The organism is Cellulophaga sp. RHA_52, assembly GCF_007827205.1.
Classification (GTDB): domain Bacteria; phylum Bacteroidota; class Bacteroidia; order Flavobacteriales; family Flavobacteriaceae; genus Cellulophaga; species Cellulophaga lytica.
The window spans coordinates 1,208,239-1,229,518 of sequence record NZ_VIRZ01000001.1; the positions used below are offsets into that span (position 1 = coordinate 1,208,239).

A 21,280-nucleotide genomic window follows, 5' to 3' on the forward strand; every position below is an offset into this window, starting at 1 on the left:
ATAGCGGTTTATTAATTAATATAGCTTTTTAAGTAATTTTAAGAGTTATTTAAATCGTATTTTTTATTTTTACCGACTGTTTAATTTATCCAAATTTGCACTTACAAGATATTCCAAGGGTAAAAAATATTACCAAAGAAGACTTTTTAAAGCACTTTTTAAAGCCTCAAAAACCTGTTATTATTGAGCGTTTTATAGAAGAGTGGCCTGCTTATTCTAAATGGAATTTGGAGTATATGAAGTCTGTGGCAGGCGATAAAATAGTGCCTTTGTATGATGACAGACCTGTAGATTATAAAGATGGTTTTAATGAGCCGCACGCTAAAATGAAAATGGCAGATTATATAGATTTGCTTAAAAAAGAGCCTACTAAATTTAGAATATTTTTATGGAATATTTTAAAAGAAGTACCACAGTTGCAAAGAGATTTTACATATCCAGATTTTGGGTTGCGACTAATGAAAAGTCTTCCTATGTTATTTTTTGGTGGTAAAGACTCACATACATTTATGCATTATGATATTGATTTGGCTAATATTTTTCATTTTCATTTTGAAGGGGATAAACAAATTATTCTTTTTAACCAATCTCAAAACAAATATCTATATAAAGTACCACATTCTTTAATTACAAATGAAAGCATAGATTTTTCTAACCCAGACTACAGCAAATGGCCTGCTTTAAAGCAAGCTAAAGGGTATAAAACAACTTTGCAGCACGGAGAAGTGTTGTATATGCCAGAAGGGTATTGGCATTATATGAAGTATCTTACTCCGGGTTTTTCTATGAGTTTACGTGCAATAGCGCGTAACCCTAAAAATTTAAGTAAAGCCTTATATAATGTATTTATTATGCGTAATTATGATAATGTAATGCGTAGAATAAAAGGACAAAAGTGGATAGATTGGAAAAACAAAAAATCTATATCTAATACCAATAAACAGTTGTAATAATTTATTTTTTTGGTGTAAGTTCTTGCACTTTTTCATACACTAAATGACTTTCCCAACCTCTATAGAGTAAGTAATCTGCTATTTTTTTACGTTTTTTATATATGTTAGTTTCTTTAACTTCATTAGCTCTTTTGCTGGCAAGCTCATTTAATGTTTGTATGTATTGGTCTTCATCTATTTCTTTTAAGGCTGTTTTAATGTTGTAAATAGATATGTCTCTAAACTTAAGTTCGTTTACAATTCTATTTTTACCCCATTTTTTTATATTAAATTTTCCGCGAGCAAAACTTTGAGCAAAACGTTCTTCATTTAAATAGTTTTCTTTAATCAAATGAGTAATTATTAGATCTCTAGCATCTGCAATCATTCCCATATCTTTTAGTTTTTTGGTAACTTCCTTATGGCAGCGTTCTTGGTAAGCACAATATTGTTCTAGCTTATGGGTGGCTTCTTTAATGGTGTAAGAGGGTTGTAAACTCATATTGCAAATGTACGTAAACAAAAAAAGCGACCCCATTGCTGAGGTCGCTTTTTACTTTTTTATATAGGTCTTTTGGTTTTTTAAAGATCTATATAATAAACCGTTTTTTAAGTAAAGGTATATTCTAATATATGGTTTTACCTTTTTTGTTTTTAAAGCGATATTCTAGATACGTGTATGCGTCTCTAGGTTGCACTTTAACCCATTTTTTGTATTCCATAAACCACTTGAAACGAATGGATTGTAATCCTTTTGTAAGATATGCTGCAATAAACGGGTGTATGTGTAGAATAACATCGTTGTCTTTTGCAGGGCCGTTTAGTAGTTTTTCTAAATCGGATTTAATCTTGTCTATTAAAACTATAGGAGCTTCTACCTCTGCGCCATTTAAGCCGCTAGGATTTTTCTCCATTGTTTTAATGTTTCTTTCTGGTCTTACTCTTTGTCTTGTTATTTGAATAAGTCCAAATTTACTTGGCGGTAAAATTTTATGTTTAGCTCTGTCATCTTTCATTTCATCACGTAGATGATCAAAAAGTTTTTTTCTGTGATCTGGCTTACCCATATCTATAAAATCTACAACAATAATACCTCCCATATCACGTAAGCGTAATTGTCTGGCTATTTCTGTAGCAGAAATCATATTTACCTCTAATGCTGTGTCTTCTTGGTTTTTTGCCTTGTTAGATCTGTTGCCACTGTTAACATCTATAACGTGTAGGGCTTCAGTATGTTCTATTATTAAATAGGCGCCTTTACTCATAGAGGCTGTTCTACCAAATGAAGTTTTAATTTGTCTTTCTATCCCAAATTTTTCAAAAATAGGTACAGAAGACTCATATAATTTTACAATAGATTCTTTCTTTGGCGCAATTTCTTGCACATAATCTTTTATTTCATTGTAAAGCGTTGTATCGTCAACATGTATTCCTGTAAAGGTGTCGTTAAATACGTCTCTAAGTATAGATGAGGCTCTGTTTAGCTCCACTAGTACTTTAGATGGGTGAGGTGCTTTATACAATTTTTTACACATTACTGTCCATTTGGTCAGTAAGTTTTCTAGATCCTTGTCTAGCTCTGCAACTTTTTTGCCTTCGGCAACGGTTCTTATAATAACGCCAAACCCTTTTGGTTTAATGCTTCTTACAAGTCTTTTTAACCTCTCTTTTTCTTCTTTGCTTTCTATTTTTTGAGAAACAGAAACTCTATCAGAAAATGGCACCATAACCACATAACGCCCTGCTAATGAAAGCTCAGAGCTAATTCTTGGTCCTTTGGTAGAGATAGGTTCTTTTACAATTTGTACTAATAAGGATTGATTAGATTTTATAACATCATTAATGCTACCATCTTTATCAATATCTTTTTCAAAAGGAAAATCTTTTAAAGAAAAATCTTTTAATTTTCCTGTGCTTGCTCCTTTTACGAATTTCAGCATAGAAGATAACTGCGGACCCAAGTCATGATAGTGCAAAAATGCATCTTTTTCATAACCAACATCTACAAATGCAGCGTTAAGACCAGTAACAGGTTTTCTAATTTTGGCAAGAAATATATCGCCAACAGAAAAATTATTATTGTCTTCTTCTTTGTGAAGTTCTATTAGTTTTCCGTCCTTAGTTAAGGCAAAATCGACAGCGTTAGAACCAGATCTTACGATTAATTCTTTATTCACCTGAATCAATTTTTATTTAACTCTACTTAATAAATTAAGAGTGTTAAATGGATTAAACAATAGTTGTGCGGGCAGTATTACCCGCTGAAATTCTTTCGTTAGAATTTCTATGTCAATGAACGTTTTTAAAACGAAAAAGTAGTTGTTAACAACTACTTTTTCTTGTGTCGGTTAGCTCTTCTACGCTTCTTGCGCTTGTGAGTAGCTACCTTATGTCTTTTTCTTTTCTTACCACTAGGCATAAAATCTACTTTTTAATTAATATTATATTTTATTTTACTTGTACGTTACTCTTAACACCTTCAACAAAAACCTTTGCAGGCTTAAATGCAGGGATGTTATGAGCTGGTATTTTAATGGTAGTATTTTTAGAAATATTTCTACCAGTTTTTTCTGCTCTTGTTTTAATAATAAAACTACCAAAACCTCTTAGGTAAACATTATCTCCATTTTCTAATGAAGTTTTAACCTCTTCCATAAAAGTTTCAACAGTAGCCTGTACATCTCCTTTTTCAATACCCAGTTTATCTGAGATTTTCGATACGATATCTGCTTTCGTCATTGTCAGTATATATTATGTCCTTGTTTTTTCGGGTTGCAAATATATAAATTAAATTTATTCTTTTACGTTAATAGACTTAATTTTAAGTATATAAACCTGTACTTTTGTTTATTATTATTTATTTGATGACTTTTTCCCAAAAAATTCTTGATTGGTACACCCTAAATAAACGCTCTTTACCGTGGAGAAACACTGTAAACCCTTATAAAATATGGCTTTCAGAAATTATGCTCCAACAAACAAGAGTTGCTCAAGGTACGTCTTATTATTTAAGTTTTGAAAAACATTTTCCTACAATTTTTGATTTAGCAAACGCTTCGGAAGAAAAAGTTTTAAAATTATGGCAAGGTTTAGGGTATTATTCTAGGGCAAGAAACCTTCATTTTACCGCAAAACACATCGTAAATAATTTAAACGGAGAGTTTCCTAATACATATAAGGAGTTGGTAAAACTTAAAGGAGTAGGAGATTACACAGCAAGTGCTATTGCATCTATTTCTTTTAATGAGCAACAAGCTGTTGTAGATGGTAATGTGTATAGGGTTTTAGCAAGGTATTATGGTGTAGACTTACCTATTAATAGTACAGAGGGTATTAAATACTTTAAAAAATTAGCTACAGAAGTAATGCATACTTCTAATATTAGAGATTATAACCAGGGTATAATGGAGTTTGGAGCATTGCAATGTTCGCCTAAAAAGCCAAATTGCAATACGTGTCCTTTAAGTAGCAGCTGTGTGGCGTTAGAAAAAAACTTGGTTAGTACATTGCCCATCAAGCTAAAAAAAACAAAGATTAAAAAACGTAATTTTAATTATTTGGTTGTTGTAGATGCTGTTGGTAACACAATGTTGCAACAACGAAAAGGTAAAGGTATTTGGCAAAATTTATATGAGTTTCCTTTGTTGGAAGATGAGGTTAATGAAACCAATATAAAGGAGCTTTATGCTAAAGTATTACCAAAAGTAGAGGTTAAAAGTTTTACCTTATATAATAAGGATGCAATTGTGCATAAATTATCGCATCAACATTTATATACTCATTTTTGGATACTCCATACAAATGCTATTTTGGAAGACGGAATCGCTTTTTCTGAACTTAAAAAATATCCTGTACCTGTTTTAATAGCAGACTACATAAAAACATTGTAAATTTTTGTATTTTTGATTTTAATATAACAAAATTATGAGTGGTACGTTAAACAAAGTAATGCTAATTGGGCATTTAGGAGATGCAGTAAAAATGCACTATTTTGAAGGAGGAAATTGTATAGGAAGATTTCCTATAGCAACAAATGAAACCTACACAAATAAACAAACAGGTGAGCGTGTTACAAATACAGATTGGCACAATGTTGTAGTGCGTAATAAAGCTGCAGAAATTTGCGAAAAATATTTAAGCAAAGGAGATAAAATATATGTAGAGGGTAGACTTAAAAATAGACAGTGGCAGGCAGAAGATGGTACTACACGTTATGCAACAGAAGTACACGTGCAAGATTTTACATTTTTGTCTACAAAACAAGAAAGTATGAATAATGCGCAGAATAACCCAGCGCAGCCCGCACAACAGCAACAAAAACAGCAAGCAGCACAACAACAACAACAACAACAACAAAATGTGGCTGCACAACAAAATAACGCAGCTCCTAGTGAGCCAGAAGAAGATGATGATTTACCTTTTTAATACAACTAAAATTTAATTATTGGATCCTGACCCCCTTATTTTACTGTTAAATGCAATTGTTTTTGATGGCGCTTTAATAACCAAGTTGTTGGTGCTAATTGTACTATTGCTATTGTCTGCCTTAATTTCTGGAGCAGAGGTGGCGTTTTTTGGCTTGTCTGCAACAGATATTAATACTATAGGTGAAGCAAAAACCACAAAAGGAGAATCTGTAATTAAATTATTGCACAAGCCTAAAAAATTATTAGCAACTATACTCATAGCAAATAATGCTATAAATATTGGAATAGTGCTTTTATTTAGTGCTATTGGAGATGTTATTTTTTCAAGTATTACCTATAAAATTTTAGACCTAATATCTGTTAGGTTTTTACTAGAAGTGGTTTTGGCTACTTTTCTAATTTTAATGTTTGGGGAAATTATGCCAAAGGTTTATGCTAATAGAAATAGAGTGCAGTTTGCACATTTTATGGCATTTCCATTACGTTTTTTAGATATTATTTTTACCCCTTTAAGTTCGCCAATGCGTTCTGTAACGTTGTATTTGCACAATAAATTAGGGAAACAAAAATCTAGTTTAAGTGTAGATCATTTGTCGCAGGCATTAGAAATGACTTCTGAAGATGATACAACCAAAGAAGAACAAAAAATATTAGAAGGTATAGTGTCTTTTGGTAATACAGATACAAAACAAGTAATGAGGCCAAGGATAGATATTTTTGCTTTAGATGCAGAGCTTAAATTTTTAGAGGTTGTAGAGGAAATAAAGCAAAAAGGATATTCTAGGATTCCTGTTTATGAAGAAAACGTAGACAATGTAAAAGGCGTACTTTATGTAAAAGATTTATTGCCTTATATAGACCGTAAAGCATTTAATTGGGTTACTCTTTTAAGAGAACCTTATTTTGTTCCAGAAAATAAAAAGTTAGATGATTTGCTAAAGGAATTTCAAGAAAAGAAAAACCATTTGGCAGTTGTTGTAGATGAGTATGGTGGTACATCTGGTATTGTTACTTTAGAAGATATTATTGAAGAAATTGTAGGAGATATTAGTGATGAGTTTGATGATGAAGATTTGGTTTTTTCTAAAATAGATGATTTAACTTTTGTGTTTGATGGAAAAACTACATTAAAGGAGTTTTACCGTGTTGCACGTATCACTGAAGATGAAGATGATTTTGAAGAGCAAAAAGGAGAATCTGAAACAATAGCTGGCTTTGTGTTAGAAATAGCAGGAAGTTTTCCTAAAAGAGGAGAAAAAGTATTGTTTAAAAATTACCAATTTGTGGTAGAGAGTTTAGATAAAAAAAGATTGAAACAAATAAAAGTAATGCTGCCTAATGATGCGTAAATATATTTTTTTAGTAATAGTTTTTAGTGTTTTACTGGCCAGTTGTAATGAAGAGGTTTTGCCAAAGCCAAAGGCTATGTTGCGTTTAGAGTATCCAGACAGTACTGCAGTAAACTTTGGTACATCTAAATATTTGTTTAATTACAATGCACTAGCTCGGGTTAAAAAAACAAATGAAAGTGCGGTTACTATAGAGTATCCAAAAATGAACGCAGCAATTTTTTTAAGTTATAAGCCTGTAGAAGGCAACTTAAACCAGTTGTTGTCTGATGCTCAAAAATTATCTTATGAGCATGCAGCTAAAGCAGATAATATTTTAGAGCAGCCTTTTGTTAATTCAGAAGCTAAGGTTTACGGTATGTTTTATGATGTAAAAGGAGATGCGGCATCACAATCTCAGTTTTATGTAACAGATAGTACAGAGCATTTTTTAACGGGGTCACTTTATTTTTCTGTGAAACCTAATTACGATTCTATTTTACCTGCGGCCGTTTATTTGCAAGAAGATATTAGGAAAATAATGGAAACACTGCGTTGGAAAAACTAGGTTGTTTTTGTTAAATACTAAATTTAAAAAAGCCAATATCTATTAATAGATATTGGCTTTTTTAATATTGTTATATGGGATTTTTTTTATTCTGCTGTGTGCATATTTTCAACAGTGTAAATATCTCCAGAAGCTGCAGATGTTACGGTTTTAGTTAAATCTTCTGTAGAAACAGAATTAGTGTCGTACTCTACAATAGCCAACTCTTTATCAAAAGAAACAGTGGCAGATTTTACACCTTCCATTTTAGCTAATTTTTTTTCAATTGTAGCGGCGCATCCAATTTGGCATGTCATTCCTTTAATAGTAAATTCGGCTTTACTAAACTCAGCATTATCAGCAAATACTTTTGTTTGTTCTTTAGCAACCGTATTGTTAACTGTAACAACTTCTGGCTCTTGCTTGTTTTCTTTGCAAGAAGCTAGTAGTGTTAAAGAGCCAACAAGAACTAGGCTAATATTTTTTATAAGTTTCATATTAATAGATGTTATAGTAGGTTGCAAAAGTACTAATTTTTAATTTTTTAGTTCTTAAAATTGAAGTAGTTAATCTAAATAAAATCATAAAAAAAGCTGCCTAAATTTAATCATACAGGAATGATTAGTAAGTTTATTCTTGTTTTTAAATAAGAATACCTGTATGTTTATGTAGTTCTTAGTAAAAAAATCTATTATATGAAAAAATCAAGATCCAAAATATTACTCTATTTTGAGATTATAGCTATGTTAATATTGTGTTATTTAAAATATGCTAAAATAATAGAGGAGTGGCAATTTTATTTTATAATAACAGGTTATATGATTATTGCATACTTACATTGGTTTTTGGTAGTGTCTAAATATAAAAAAGAAGAAGACTAGTCAGGTTTACAGAAGGTGTTACTATTCTGGCGTGTTAAAAAATATAAAAGCCCCCTAAAAATTAAATTTTCAGGAGGCTTTTTTTTTTGTTCTTTCGTTAATTTAAAACTACTTACTTAAAATCTTCAGCAGTAACACCTTCGTTAACTTTTATTTCAGTTACGTTAAAGTCAAACTTTTGTGGTCCCATTGCTTGTTTCCATACAAAAGGAAATTGTATTCCAGAAACTTCTTTGTAATCTGTGTAACTAATAGTAGCGCTACCTTGTGGGGTTGTTGTAATATCTGCAATTTTTAATCCCGTTTTGGTATTGTAAGCAGCAGACTTGGTGTCGGTAAACTTAATTACATAGGCTTTAGTTCCGTCAAAATCTTCTATGCCAGTTAATGTTCCGCCTCCATTTAAGAAATTAAGTTCAGGAAAAGGAGCAGATTCTGCTTTAATGGCAGACAGTTGAGCTTCTTGCATATCCATTTTACGACCTTGAACAATCATAAATCCACTATCGCCATCTAATACTTGTTTGCTTACGGAGTTGCCCATCATGCTAACATTTTGCATAAATTGGTTGCTAGTAGTTTTTTTTATTTCTAGCAGTAAATCTTGTCCTTGTACTGTTGCTTTAGCTTGTATGTAGCTAGATGTAACGCTTTCTAATTTGGCTTTACCACCAATTGCAGCTACATAATCTGCTAATACTTTGTTTGCATCTACACCTTCAGGAATAGCAATATCATATTTAGGCTTTTCAACAGCGTTGCCATATCTATCATAATATTTAACGGGTACAGATTGGCCTTTAAAAGTAACTTTTTCTAGGTTTTCTAAAACGTCACTTCCTTTACCAGTAACAACTATACGTGCGTTAGAAGATTTAAAGTATTTTTTAGCAGCGTTCTCTACATCTGCAATAGTTATAGCGTTAACTTTCTCTAAATAAGTTTTGTAGTAGTCTTTGTCTAGACCTTCAGTTTCTATGTTAAGGGCATAGTTGGCTATTGTGCTAGGTTTTTCTAAAGCCATAATAAAGTTACCTATGTAAGCTGCTTTAGCTGCGCTTAACTCTTTTTCAGAAACTGGAATAGACGCTATTTTATCAATTTCAGATAAAATTTGTACTACAGCACTATCAGTAACGGCATTACGTACACTTGCGTAAGCTCTAAATCTAGATACAGAATTTTTATCATTTCCAATACTAGAGTAAGATCCGTAAGTATAAGCTTTATCTTCTCTAAGATTTAAAAATAATCTTGCAGATCCGCCACCACCTAATATACGGTTTGCCATCAAGGCAGCAAGGTAATCAGGATCACTCTTTTTAAGATTTACTAAGTTTTCTACAGCTATCTCAGACTGTACAGCATTAGGCGCGTCTATAAAATTAATTTGTGTGTATTGTACATCTTTAGGTGTAGCTAAAGAAAAAGAAGGAGGAGTTGCTTTTGTCCAGGCAACAAAGTTTTCTTTTACTAATTTTTTAACCTCTTTGTATTCTACATCACCAATTATAACCATATATGCATTGGCGGGTACAAAATAGTCGTTATAAAACTGCTTTACATCTTGCAAAGAAATATTATTAATTGTCTCTTCTGTTACTTGCTCTCCATACGGGTGTTTTTGTCCGTAAGCTAAAGTACTTTGTACTTTACTAGCAATATTAGATACATTTTTTTCATCTGCTTTTAGGCCGGTTAAAATCTTTTCTTTTTCCTTGTCAAATTCTTCTTGTGTAAAGTTTGGATTAATACTAGCATCTGCTAGTAACTCTACAATTCTAGGGAAATATTTAGATAATGCAAATGCAGAAGCACTTTCAGATCCAAAAGCCATACTTGCGCCCATAAAGTCTAACTCCTCATTAAAATCATCTTTAGAGATAGATGTAGATCCGTTACCTAATAAGCTAGATACAAAAGAACTAACACCAGCTTTGTTACCTTCTGCAACAGGTGGGTTGTCTATAATTAATTGTATAGATACTCTTGGTAATTTATGGTTTTCAACTACTAAAACTTTTAATCCGTTTTTAAGTTCAAAACGTTGTGGTTCAGATAAATTTATTTCTGGTAGTGGACCAGCCTCTGGCATTTTACTACGGTCTACTTGTGCTTGTAGGTTAAAAGCTATTAATGCTATAACCAATAAAGAATATATTTTTTTCATTTTCTTAGTTTTCAGGTTTTGCAACAGGTAAATATTCTAATTCTACGCGTTGGTTAGGCTTAAGGTATTTGTTGGCTACAGTTTTAATGTCTTCTCTCGTAATAGCTTTGTAAATTTCTATTTCAGTATTAATTAAATTTGTGTTGCCGTATAACATATAGTTTCTTGCTAAAGAGTTAGCAATACCTTCTACGCCGCTGTTAGAGTTAACAAAGTTATTTTCAAACTTGTTTTGTAGTTTTTGGTAATCTTTCTCAGAAATTAATTCGGTTTGTAATTTTGCAATTTCTTTATCAAACTCAACAATTAAATCATTTAAAGAGGTTTTTCCTAAAGGTAGAGCACCTATTATGTAAGAGCCATAATCTTCTTGAGAATTGTTAAAAGCAAAAACTTGTAACGCCATTTTTTTGTCATCTACCAGGCTCTTGTATAGTTTAGAGCTTTTTCCGCTAGTTAGGTATGTAGATATCATATCTAATACATATGCATCTTTTTCTGTGTTAGCAGGAGTTCTGTATGCAGTAAAGATTGCAGGAATTTGTATGTTTGGATCGTTGTAAGTAGCCTTAATAGTCTTTGTAATAGGCTCCTCTGTATACTTATTCCTTTTTATTTCTTTACCTCTTGGAATAGGTCCAAAATAATCTTGAATCATTTTTTTAGTACTAGCAACTTCAAAATCACCTGCTACTACTAAAACAGCATTGTTAGGGACGTAGTAAATTTTATTAAAATCTTTAAAATCTTCTAATGTAGCGTTGGCTAAGTGCTCTAAAGATCCAATAGTTTGCCATTTGTAAGGGTGGTTTTTAAATAGGTTTATGCCAATTTGCTCTCGGAATTTACCGTATGGAGAATTGTCTACACGCATACGTTTTTCTTCTTGTACAACTTCTTTTTGTGTATCTACCCCTATTTGGTTAATAACTGGGTGCATTAGTCTTTCAGACTCTAGCCATAGGCCTAACTCTAATTTGTTAGAAGGGAAAACCTCGTAGTAGTATGTACGGTCTTGTGTTGTATTGGCGTTATTGGTTCCTCCGTTAGATGAAACAATTTCAAACCATTTACCTCGTTCAATGTTTTTTGTTCCTTCAAAAAGTAAATGTTCAAAAAAGTGAGCAAATCCTGTTTTTTCTGGGTTTTCATCTTTAGCTCCTACGTGGTACATTACAGATGTTGTTACTATAGGGGCAGTGTTGTCTTGATGTAAAATAACGTGCATGCCGTTATCAAGATCATATTCTTCAAAAGCAACCTGTTGTGCTTGCATTGTTAATGCGGCACAAAATAGGCTTGCCGATAGGAATAAATTTCTTTTCATTTTTAATAGTGTTTTTATTTAGTTATTTCATAAGTCTAAAATTACTTGATTTGTTACAGATTTTACTTAAAAAAAATAAAATAATTAAGAAAATACTCTCAAAACATTATATTAAAGCCTTCAATTAAGAATTAAAAACAGCTAAAAAACATAGTGAATATATAGGGGTTAAATCAACTTGTCTTTTTTTTATAAAATAGCTTGTAAGTTAAGGAATTAGCAGTATATTTGCATCCGCTTATTTAGGTAGGCAAGTTCATTAAATTAAACATAATTAATTAATACACAAGCTATGTATGCAATTGTAGAGATAGCAGGGCAGCAATTTAAAGTTGCAAAAGATCAAAAAGTGTATGTTCACCGTTTACAAACAGAAGAAGGTCAAAAGGTAACTTTTGATAACGTTCTTTTGTTAGAGAATGGAAAGGACATTACTATTGGCGCCCCAGCTATAGACGGAGCCGCTGTTGAGGCAAAAGTCGTAAAGCACCTTAAAGGTGACAAAGTTATCGTCTTTAAAAAGAAAAGACGTAAAGGGTATAAAGTGAAAAATGGTCACCGTCAGTATTTAACGGAGATTGTTATTGAAAACATTTTAGCCTCTGGAGCAAAAAAAGCTGCTCCAAAAAAAGAAGCTGCTCCTAAAAAAGCAGAAGCTAAAAAAGCTGCACCAAAGAAAGCTGCAAAAGCAGACGACTTAAAGAAGGTTGAAGGAATTGGACCTAAAATTGCAGAAACATTAGCTGCGGCAGGAATATCAACTTTTGCTGAATTAGCAAAAACTGATGCTGCTAAAATTTCTGAAATCATCGCTGACGTTCGTGGTAACCACGTAACTGATACATGGCCTGCACAAGCTAAATTAGCTGCTGAAGGTAAGTGGGATGAGTTAAAGAAATGGCAAGATGAATTAGACGGTGGTAAAGCATAATTGCATTATCATTTAAGTATAACAAAATAAAACCTAGAAATTATGGCACATAAGAAAGGTGTTGGTAGTTCGAAAAACGGTAGAGAATCAGAATCGAAACGTTTAGGAGTTAAAATTTTTGGTGGTCAAGCGGCTATTGCAGGAAACATTCTTGTAAGACAGCGTGGTACTAAACATAATCCAGGAGATAATGTTTATGCAGGTAAAGACCATACTTTACACGCCAAAGTAGATGGTATTGTAAAGTTTCAGAAAAAAGCAGGCGGTAAGTCTTTTGTTTCTGTAGAGCCTTTTGAGGCTTAAGAAACTAGCTTAAAATTCTATAATTAGCTCTTCCTTTTACAAGGAAGGGCTTTTTGTGTTTTGTTATTTACATAAAAATAACAACCAATTAATAATTAAGAAATTTAGAAAAAATACCTTTCTGGTTTGTTTAATTATTATGAAACTTCTTTTTTCTTCTGTTGTTATATTCTTTTTTGTTTGTCAGGTAAAAGCACAAGTTGTTTCTGCGGAGTTTGTAAAGTTAGATAGTTTAGGAGGTGCTTTTAAAGAACTAAATAAAAGTTTAAAAAAAGCCAAGGAAACAAATAACAGTTATGGTATAGCATTAGCACACTACAAATTAGCTATATTTTGTAAAAATAATAATGCTTATACAGAAGCTTTACATCAAAATAATGAAGCTCTGGTATTGCTACAAAGTAAAAAAGATACATTAGTTGTAAATGTTTTAAACCAAATAGGAGCTTTACATTTAGAACTTAAAAATTACAATTACGCTAAGGATTATTTTGCAAAAGCAATTACACAGGCAACTACTTTAAAAGATTCTTTAGCGCTTGCTTTTTCAACCTCAAATTTAGGTAGTTGTTTTGAAAAGCAACATAAGTATGCAGAGGCTTTAAATTATCAAAATAAGAGTCTTAAACTGTACAAGCAACTAAATAACAGTAGCGGTTTGGCTATTGTAAATGAAAATATTGGTAGTATTTATGAGGATTTAGAAGACTACAAACTTGCCAAATATTTTTTTGAAAAAGCATTAGCTTATGCAAAAAATAGTAAGGAAGCTAGGCTAGCCAACATATATAATAATTTAGGCGATGTTTATAGAAAAACAGATAATTTAACTAAGGGATTAGAGTTTACAAAAAAATCCTTAAAGTCTGCCATAAAAACTAATAGTAGTGCAGATGTTGCAAGCGCATATAAAGACTTGTCTAAAAATTATAATTTACAGGGAGATTATAAAAAAGCCCATAGCTATTTACAGTTGTTTGTTGTGCTAGATACTAAAAATAGTAAACAGCAAAATACAAATCAGGCTAGTGCGCTACAGCATATCTACAATTCTAAAGAAAAGGAATCGCAAATAGCATACTTGTTGCAAGTAAATAAGGTAAATAGAGCGCAAAATATAATATTGGTTATACTGGTTGTAACAGTGTTGGCTTTAAGTTTAATTTGGTTTATGTATGTTCAGAAAAAAAGAAGACACTCTCGTAAAGAGCAAGATTATGAACAGCAATTATTAAAAGCAAAATTAGATAAAAAGCAAGCAGAAGAGAAAACATTGCAAAAAGAGGTCTATATAAAAACAGCTGCTTTATCTAGATATAGTTTGCATTTGTCTCAAAAAAATAAAATGCTGTCTAACTTATCTTTAACATTAAAAAATAGTCTTCAGCGTTCTAATATAGATTTAAAGCGCAAGTTAAAAACACTTATAAAAGAGATTGATTTTAATTTGTCTCAAGAAAAAGAATGGGATGAGTTTATGTTGTTTTTTAAAGAAATTCACCCAAGTTTTATAACTAAAATTAGTGCGGCTGCACATTGTAAATTATCTCCTGCAGAGTTAAGGCTCTGTATTTTGCTAAAGCTGAATTTATCTTCTAAAGAAATTGCATCAATATTAAGGTTAACACCAGATAGTGTACGAGTGTCTAGATACAGATTAAGAAAAAAATTACCTATTAATGCCAAAGAGGAATTAGGTGCTTATTTAACCACTTTTTAGTGTGTATAGGTGCAAATATTTTTTTTGAGTTATGGGTATGTAAATTAATTCTTATTGTTGCCTTGTTGTTTCCTTACTATTCTTGTCTTGTTGCCTTTTTGTTTCCATTAAAAAAATGTGCTATGTGTTTGATAAACATATTTTTGGAGAACAAATAAACAACTAAAATAAAAATGAAAAACTATTTAAAAACTAAGATTTTATTTCTAATTGTTGCTCTGTGTAGCGCAGCTACAATGGCACAAAATGGAAATGTTTCGGGAACAATTTCTGATGAAAACGGAATTTATGTTCCTGGTGCATCTGTAATGATTACGTCTTTAAAAAAAGGAGCTGTAACAGATTTTGACGGGCACTTTTCTTTGGTAGACATTCCTGTTGGCACCTATGAGCTAAAAATTACATATTTGGGTTATGCAGACAGCAAGCAAAGTGTTACGGTAAGTGCTAATAATACAACAGCAGTTTCTATCTACTTACAACCAAAAAGTGTAGAGTTAGATGGTGTAGAAGTTATGGGTTATGGTTTAGGTAGCCAGGCCAAAGCATTAAATACACAAAAAAATAATTTAAACATTACTAATGTAGTATCTACAGATCAGATTGGGAAGTTTCCTGACGCAAATATAGGAGATGCTGTAAAGCGTATTTCTGGTATTACAATGCAGGTTGACCAAGGTGAGGCACGTAACATTATAATTCGTGGCTTGTCTCCACAATTAAACTCTGTTACATTAAATGGTAGTCGTATTCCATCTGCAGAAGGAGATAATAGAAATGTTCAAATGGATTTAATCCCTGCAGATATGATACAAACCATTGAAGTAAGTAAAGCAATTACACCAGATATGGATGCAGATGCACTTGGTGGTTCTGTAAATTTAATTACTAGAACATCTCCACAAGGTTTTAGGTTATCTGCAACTGCAGGATCGGGGTTAAATTTTATTACAGATAAAGCAATAATTAATGGTTCTTTCTTGGTTGGTGACCGTGGTAAAGATGGTAAGTTTGGTTATATGTTATCTGCATCTTATAATAACAGCGATTTTGGTTCGGACAATGTAGAAGCAGATTGGACAGATGAGTTTGAGTATTACACAGGCGTAGATGATGTAGAAGGAGAACCTATTTTAAACCAAGTAGATGTTGATCCTTACACCAAAGAATTTCAGCAAAGAGAATATCTTGTGCAGCGTATAAGACGTAGTTTTTCGGCTAATATGGACTATAAGTTTGATGTTAATAACACTGTGTTTCTTAAAACTATTTACAACTGGAGAGATGATAGAGAAAATAGATTTAGGTTGTCTTCAGAAATTTTAGATGCAGAAGATATACAACTTCAAGACTTTACAGTAACTAATGGTATGCTTACTCGTTTTCCTGCAGAAGTTGCACGCGAAACTAAAGGAGGTATTAATAACAGTAGAAATAAAAACAGACGTTTAGAGGATCAGCGCATGCAAAACTATTCACTTGGTGGCAAGCATTTGTGGGGAGATTTAAAAGTAGATTGGTTAACTTCTTTTGCAAAAGCATCTGAAGAAAGGTTAAATGAGAGGTATTTGGTTTATGCCACAGAATATTCAGTATTAAATGATAATTCTAATACTAAATTCCCAATAATGACTGCAGAAAATGTAAACGATGCAGCACTTGATAATTTTGAATATGATGAAATTACAGAAGAAAATCAATTTACAAAAGAAGAAGATTTTAATGCATTTGTTAATTTTCAATTGCCTTCAAATATCTTTGGACAAGGAGATGGCGCTGTAAAGTTTGGAGCTAGAGCTCGTTTAAAAACAAAGTTAAGAGATAACAATTTTTTTGAGTTTGATTTAGAAGATGCATACCCTACATTAAGTACTACAAGAACTAATAATTTGTCTGATACAGATTTTTTAGCAGGGAGTAAATACAAAATAGGATCTTTTACAAGCCAAGATTGGTTAGGAGATTTAAATTTAGTAGATGGTGAGTTAGTCCCAGATGAGTTTTTAAGAGAAAATTATAACGTAGATGAAAATGTATTTGCTGGTTATGTAATGACAAATCAAAAATTATCTAAAAAATTAGATGTTTTGGTGGGTCTTCGTTTAGAGAGTACTAAAATTACGGCAACAGGAAACCGAATTGCTGATGAAGAAAATTTAGAAGGAGAAATTACAGAAGAAAGCTCATATACAAATGTTATGCCTGGTGTGCATTTTAAATATGCAATATCTAATGCTACAATACTGCGTTTTGCCTGGACAAATACTTTGGCAAGACCTAATTATGCAGATTTAGTACCGTCTGTAGATGTTATTTCTGGTGATGAGGCAATTGTACTTGGTAACCCTAAATTAGATGCAACTACAGCTATGAATTTTGATGTAATGGCAGAACATTACTTTGCTAATGTTGGGTTGCTTTCTGGAGGTGTTTTTTACAAAGACATAGATAATTTTATTTACACTTTTGTTGGTGAAACTATAGATGATACTTACGGAGCAGATACAAGTGGGTTTGATGTTTACCAACCACTAAACGGTGAAGGGGCAAGTATTTTTGGAGCAGAATTTGCTTTTCAGCGTCAGTTAGATTTTTTACCTGGCTTTGCTAAAGATTTAAGTGTTTATTTAAATTATACTTACATATCTTCTTCTGCAGATGGTATTATAAATGAAGATGGTGATGAACGAGAAAATGTAGATTTGCCTAATACAACACCTAACACTTTTAATGCTTCTTTGGCGTATAATACCAAACGCTTTTCTGCAAGGTTGTCTTCTAATTTTTCAGATAGTTATATTGATGAGTTGGGCGGTAATGAGTTTGAAGATAGGTATTATGACAAACAATTTTTTCTAGATTTTAATGCAACATATAAAGTAAATAGCAATTTAAGTATTTATGCAGATTTAAATAACATTACAGATCAACCATTACGTTATTTTCAAGGAGTTAAAAACAGAACACAACAGGTAGAGTACTATGGGCAAAGGTTAACTTTTGGTTTAAAGTATGATTTGTTTAAAAAATAAATACCTAAAAATGAATAAATACATAAACTATATAGGGGTAATGGTTGTTGTGCTTGCATTTGCGTGTAAAGAAAATAGTTTGCCTGCAATAGCTCCAAATGTTATCACAGAAAAAACTAAGAATGATACAGACGACCCTGCTATTTGGGTGAACCTTAAAAATGCAGAAAAAAGTATTGTTTTTGGAACAGATAAAGAAACTGATGGCGGAGTGTATGCTTTTGACTTAAATGGGAAAATAATTAAGAATAAAAGTATTACCGGAGTAAAAAGACCAAACAATGTAGATGTGGCTTATAATTTTAAAATAAACGATTCTACCTTTACAGATGTTTTGGTTTTTACAGAACGAGAAAAACAACAAATTAGGATGTTTTCTGTGCCAGATATGATGCCTTTGGATAACGGTGGATTTTCAGTTTTTAAAAATGAAAAAAATTTAGAATACACACTTCCAATGGGTGTAGGCTTGTATACCTCTTCTGTAGATAATACATTGTATGCTATTGTAGGCCGTAAAAATGGCCCTAAAGATGGCTATTTACATCAGTATAAATTAAGTACAGACACAACTGGTGTTGTGCAGTCTACTTTGGTACGTAAGTTTGGTGTTTTTAGCGGGAAAAAGGAAATAGAAGCAATAGCTGTAGATAGTGAACTGGGTTATGTTTATTACTCTGATGAGCAACACGGTATACGCAAGTATTATGCAGAGCCAACAAAAGGTGATAAAGAAATTAGCTGTTTTGGAGGCGAGTTGTTTTTATCAGATATAGAAGGTATTGCAATTGCAAAGCAAGCTAAAGGAAAGGGTTACATAATAGTATCTGATCAGCAAAAGGGGCAGTTTAATATTTTTTCTAGAGATACAAATAAGTTTGTAAAAGCTGTTAACTTGTCTACAACAGAAACTGATGGTTGTGAGGTTGTAACAGTGCCTTTAAATAATGTATTTAAAAACGGATTGTTTGTTGCAATGAACGATGCTAAGGACTTTTATTTTTATGATTTAGCTAAACTGGGGCTATAAAAAAGTAATGCGTTGTTATAATAAACCAAAAAAGGGATAACATTTTATGTTATCCCTTTTGTTATTGTAATGTGGTTATACTACCATTTCTGATTTCTAAAATTTTTAAGCTTTGCAAACTCTACTGTGTTGCCTAAATATTGTTCTAAATCGTACTTAGGTATAGGTAAAATGCTTTCTAGTAAAGAGGTGTCCCATTCATATGGTTTAGACGTTAAGTACGGGTTTAAGTGCACGCCAATAGTCTCGTAATAAAATTGTTCTAATTTAGATTCGAAGCCTGCTGCTTTAGTAATAATATCTTGTGTAATATTGTACGAGGTAAAATCTACCGTATCTAAAATTTTAGAAATACCTTTTGTTATGTTGGTAGCTTTGTTGTGTACAATATTTAGTTGTTGTACATCGGTATCAAAAACCTTAACAATAACTTTGGCAGCATAATCTGTTGGTATAATGTTTAACCCACTATCTGCATTTGCAGTAATCCTTATATGCTCCTTTGATGGGGTGTTGTAAAAGAACTTTGCAAATAGGTAAAACACCATATATTTAGAAATAAAAAAACTTGGATTGTCTATAGCATTACCTCCTAGTACACTAGGTCTTAGTATTTGTAGTGGTATGTTATTTTCCTTGCTCTTTTGAGTTAAAAACTTTTCAGAAGCGTGTTTAGATGCTTCATAAAAGTTACGGTAAGTTCCGCCTTCAATCTCTATATAATCATCGCCAATAATGCCGCCTAAATCACCAATAGAAAAAGCAGTGCTTATGTAAATAAACTTTTTTAAATAAGGTAAATATGCATTGTAAATAGACTTGGTGAAATTAAAATTTTCTTCAAAAATTTCATCTTTATTAACAGGGTCTACAGATAAGTTAACATAGCCAGCAGAATGTATAAAGTAATACTGCTTGTTAGTTTCTAAAAAAGATTTTGGCTCCAAAATATTATCAGCATTAATAACCTTTGTTTTAGAGGTAATTGCATCTAAATTATCTTTTATAAACTGCGGAGCATATTCGCTTTTTAGCATATTTATAACTCTTTCAAGTGGGGCAGTTAAGCCTTTTTTACGAACCAAAAGATACACTGTATTAATTTGGCTGTATTTAGTTTCAAAAAGAGTGTGCAGCACTTTAGAGCCTAATGTACCCGTTGCTCCTGTTAAGATAATGTTCATTTATAAAGTTGTATAAGTGAGGTTGGTGTATAAAAAAAGCTCTTTTCCAAATAGGTTTATATATGAGGAAAAGAGCTGAGTTATTTTATAATGCTAAAAGAATTAGTATCTGTAATGCTCTGGCTTGTATGGGCCTTCTACAGTTACCCCAATATAACTAGCTTGGTCTTCTTTTAATTCAGTAAGCTCAACGCCAATTTTAGCTAAGTGTAATTTAGCTACTTTTTCGTCTAGAGCTTTTGGTAGCATATAAACATCATTTTTATAAGCATCAGCATTTGTCCAAAGTTCTATTTGTGCAAGTGTTTGGTTGGTAAAAGAGTTGCTCATTACAAAACTAGGGTGTCCTGTGGCGCAACCTAAGTTTACCAAACGACCTTCGGCTAAAAGAATAATATCTTTCCCGTTAATAGTGTATTTATCAACCTGTGGCTTAATAGTGTTTTTGGTATTACCGTGTTTCTCATTTAACCATCCTACTTGGATTTCGTTATCAAAGTGACCAATGTTACAAACTATGGTTTTGTCTTTCATAGCTTCAAAATGCTCAGCACGTACAATATCTTTGTTACCGGTAGTTGTAATAATAATATCAGCATTACCAACAACAGTTTCTAATCTTTTTACTTCAAAACCGTCCATTGCAGCTTGTAATGCACAAATAGGATCTATTTCTGTAACAGTTACTATAGAACCTGCACCTTTAAAAGAAGCAGCAGTACCTTTACCAACATCACCATAACCACAAACCACAACACGTTTACCGGCTAACATAACATCTGTAGCTCTACGTATAGCATCTACTGCAGACTCTTTACAACCGTATTTGTTGTCAAATTTAGATTTGGTAACAGAATCGTTTACGTTAATAGCTGGCATTGGTAAAGTTCCGTTTTTTACACGCTCGTAAAGTCTGTGAACACCAGTTGTAGTTTCTTCAGATAAACCATTAATACCTTCTGCAAGTTCTGGGTATTTATCTAAAACCATATTGGTTAAATCTCCACCATCATCTAAAATCATATTTAATGGCTTTCTTTCTTCGCCAAAAAATAAGGTTTGTTCTATACACCAGTCAAACTCTTCTTCTGTCATATCTTTCCAAGCGTAAACAGCTGTTCCTGTTGCAGCAATTGCAGCTGCAGCCTGGTCTTGTGTAGAAAAAATGTTACATGAACTCCATGTAACCTCTGCGCCTAAAGCTTGTAAAGTTTCTATTAAAACAGCAGTTTGTATAGTCATATGCAAACAACCAGCAATTCTAGCACCTTTAAGAGGCTGAGAATCTTTGTATTCCTCTCTTAAAGACATTAAACCTGGCATTTCTGCTTCAGCTAATTCAATTTCTTTTCTTCCCCAATCTGCTAGAGAAATATCTTTTACCTTATTTGGTACGTAAGCAACTGTATTTGAGCTCATTTTTTCTTTTTTTCGTATTTTTAATAAAAAGAAACACTTTGGCGTAGCG

The 21,280-nt window shown here is 32.2% G+C and carries 19 protein-coding genes; 11 read left to right on the plus strand and 8 right to left on the minus strand.

Going from position 1 to position 21,280, the window contains the following annotated elements; genetic code table 11:
• The first annotated feature begins 95 nt into the window (after positions 1-95).
• A complete protein-coding gene (locus tag JM80_RS05265; RefSeq protein WP_144709395.1) occupies positions 96-950 on the plus strand; it encodes a cupin-like domain-containing protein in 855 nt (284 codons plus the stop codon).
• 4 nt (positions 951-954) lie between these two features.
• Here JM80_RS05265 and JM80_RS05270 read toward each other — a convergent pair whose 3' ends face one another.
• From JM80_RS05270 to JM80_RS05280, 3 genes are all read right to left on the minus strand, one after another.
• The gene (locus JM80_RS05270) at positions 955-1,434 is read right to left on the minus strand and encodes a regulatory protein RecX (protein ID WP_034645942.1); all 480 of its coding nucleotides are present in this window, start codon (positions 1,432-1,434) and stop codon (positions 955-957) included.
• A 124-nt stretch (positions 1,435-1,558) separates the two neighbouring features.
• A complete protein-coding gene (locus tag JM80_RS05275; protein WP_013620606.1) occupies positions 1,559-3,109 on the minus strand; it encodes a ribonuclease E/G in 1,551 nt (516 codons plus the stop codon).
• A 271-nt stretch (positions 3,110-3,380) separates the two neighbouring features.
• A complete protein-coding gene (locus JM80_RS05280) occupies positions 3,381-3,671 on the minus strand; it encodes an HU family DNA-binding protein (RefSeq protein WP_013620605.1) in 291 nt (96 codons plus the stop codon).
• A 125-nt stretch (positions 3,672-3,796) separates the two neighbouring features.
• Between JM80_RS05280 and mutY the strand changes: the two genes are divergently transcribed.
• From mutY to gldD, 4 genes are read left to right on the plus strand one after another with little or no spacing between them, the layout of a single operon-like run.
• A complete protein-coding gene (mutY, locus tag JM80_RS05285; RefSeq protein WP_034645940.1) occupies positions 3,797-4,822 on the plus strand; it encodes an A/G-specific adenine glycosylase in 1,026 nt (341 codons plus the stop codon).
• 34 nt (positions 4,823-4,856) lie between these two features.
• Complete coding sequence (locus JM80_RS05290) at positions 4,857-5,357, plus strand: single-stranded DNA-binding protein (protein ID WP_144709396.1); 501 nt, start codon at positions 4,857-4,859, stop codon at positions 5,355-5,357.
• 19 nt (positions 5,358-5,376) lie between these two features.
• Entirely contained in the window at positions 5,377-6,708 is a 1,332-nt protein-coding gene (gene gldE, locus JM80_RS05295; RefSeq protein ID WP_144709397.1) for a gliding motility-associated protein GldE, read from the plus strand.
• Positions 6,698-7,255, plus strand: a complete 558-nt coding sequence (gene gldD, locus JM80_RS05300) for a gliding motility lipoprotein GldD (RefSeq protein WP_013620601.1) — start codon at positions 6,698-6,700, stop codon at positions 7,253-7,255. Before gldE ends, gldD begins: the two co-directional genes overlap by 11 nt.
• A gap of 86 nt (positions 7,256-7,341) precedes the next feature.
• Here the strand turns inward: gldD and JM80_RS05305 are convergent, their stop codons facing one another.
• Positions 7,342-7,731, minus strand: a complete 390-nt coding sequence (locus JM80_RS05305) for a heavy-metal-associated domain-containing protein (RefSeq protein WP_042256676.1) — start codon at positions 7,729-7,731, stop codon at positions 7,342-7,344.
• A gap of 198 nt (positions 7,732-7,929) precedes the next feature.
• Here JM80_RS05305 and JM80_RS05310 point away from each other — a divergent pair, with 198 nt between their 5' ends.
• A complete protein-coding gene (locus tag JM80_RS05310; RefSeq protein ID WP_038505188.1) occupies positions 7,930-8,115 on the plus strand; it encodes a hypothetical protein in 186 nt (61 codons plus the stop codon).
• Positions 8,116-8,227: 112 nt separating this feature from the next.
• Here the strand turns inward: JM80_RS05310 and JM80_RS05315 are convergent, their stop codons facing one another.
• Complete coding sequence (locus JM80_RS05315) at positions 8,228-10,285, minus strand: pitrilysin family protein (protein WP_144709398.1); 2,058 nt, start codon at positions 10,283-10,285, stop codon at positions 8,228-8,230.
• A gap of 4 nt (positions 10,286-10,289) precedes the next feature.
• Positions 10,290-11,612: a pitrilysin family protein gene (locus JM80_RS05320; RefSeq protein ID WP_013620598.1), complete on the minus strand. Its 1,323-nt coding sequence runs from the start codon at positions 11,610-11,612 to the stop codon at positions 10,290-10,292.
• A gap of 292 nt (positions 11,613-11,904) precedes the next feature.
• Here JM80_RS05320 and rplU point away from each other — a divergent pair, with 292 nt between their 5' ends.
• The 5 genes from rplU (at position 11,905) to JM80_RS05345 (ending at position 18,628) form a co-directional block, all read left to right on the plus strand.
• Positions 11,905-12,543 carry a 50S ribosomal protein L21 gene (gene rplU, locus JM80_RS05325; protein ID WP_013620597.1) on the plus strand — a complete coding sequence of 213 codons (639 nt, stop codon included), beginning with the start codon at positions 11,905-11,907 and terminating at the stop codon, positions 12,541-12,543.
• Positions 12,544-12,585: 42 nt separating this feature from the next.
• Entirely contained in the window at positions 12,586-12,846 is a 261-nt protein-coding gene (gene rpmA / locus JM80_RS05330; protein ID WP_013620596.1) for a 50S ribosomal protein L27, read from the plus strand.
• Between the two features lie 139 nt (positions 12,847-12,985).
• A complete protein-coding gene (locus tag JM80_RS05335) occupies positions 12,986-14,566 on the plus strand; it encodes a tetratricopeptide repeat protein (protein ID WP_144709399.1) in 1,581 nt (526 codons plus the stop codon).
• A gap of 173 nt (positions 14,567-14,739) precedes the next feature.
• On the plus strand, positions 14,740-17,598 hold the full coding sequence (locus JM80_RS05340; RefSeq protein WP_144709400.1) for a TonB-dependent receptor: 2,859 nt from the start codon (positions 14,740-14,742) through the stop codon (positions 17,596-17,598).
• Positions 17,599-17,608: 10 nt separating this feature from the next.
• The gene (locus JM80_RS05345) at positions 17,609-18,628 is read left to right on the plus strand and encodes a phytase (protein ID WP_144709401.1); all 1,020 of its coding nucleotides are present in this window, start codon (positions 17,609-17,611) and stop codon (positions 18,626-18,628) included.
• Between the two features lie 80 nt (positions 18,629-18,708).
• Here the strand turns inward: JM80_RS05345 and JM80_RS05350 are convergent, their stop codons facing one another.
• Together JM80_RS05350 and ahcY are read right to left on the minus strand one after the other, a co-directional pair.
• The gene (locus JM80_RS05350) at positions 18,709-19,812 is read right to left on the minus strand and encodes an SDR family oxidoreductase (RefSeq protein ID WP_144709402.1); all 1,104 of its coding nucleotides are present in this window, start codon (positions 19,810-19,812) and stop codon (positions 18,709-18,711) included.
• 102 nt (positions 19,813-19,914) lie between these two features.
• Positions 19,915-21,231 (minus strand): adenosylhomocysteinase, encoded by a 1,317-nt coding sequence (gene ahcY, locus JM80_RS05355; protein ID WP_013620591.1) that lies wholly within the window; start codon positions 21,229-21,231, stop codon positions 19,915-19,917.
• Between the last annotated feature and the right edge of the window lie 49 nt (positions 21,232-21,280).